General features: G+C 62.8%; 1 pseudogene. It reads left to right on the top strand.

From position 1 onward, the window contains the following. Window positions 1-130: 130 nt before the first annotated feature. Window positions 131-551 (top strand): annotated as a pseudogene (locus tag AC5RT3_RS20640) (glucose-6-phosphate dehydrogenase); the annotation flags it as partial.

The following is a 551-nucleotide window of genomic DNA, read 5'->3' as shown; positions in this document are numbered from 1 at the left end:
CCGCCCTGGCAGCAAAAGAACTCCGCGAAGCCATCGCATAACCCCACCCCGAACCGTGTACTGCCCGCACAAAACACCACCGCGGGCAGTACACGGCCACCGCACCTGCTTTTGGAAGTTAGAACCCACAATGTCTCTCACGTACGTTGACTCACCTTCTAGGTCCAGGCGCAATTCGTTGCGGGATCCGCGGGACCGCCGTTTGAACCGGATTGCGGGTCCGTCGTCGTTGGTGCTCTTTGGGGTGACGGGCGATTTGGCGCGGAAGAAGTTGATGCCGGCGGTGTATGACCTGGCGAACCGGGGGTTGTTGCCGCCGAGTTTCGCGCTGGTGGGCTTCGGGCGCCGGGAGTGGAGTGATGAGGATTTCGCCGCCCAGGTGAAGTCCTCGGTGCAGTCTTATGCACGTACACCCTTTGATGAGGCGGTGTGGAACCAGCTCGCCGAGGGCATCCGGTTCGTGCAGGGCGAGTTCGACGACGACGGAGCGTTCCAGCGGCTCGGTGACACGGTCAAGGAACTCGATGAGGTCCGCGGCACCCGCGGGAACC

Source organism: Arthrobacter sp. Y3221159 (assembly GCF_059089885.1).
The sequence above is the reverse complement of the archived record's forward strand: the minus strand, read 5'-3'. Positions and strand labels throughout refer to the sequence as shown.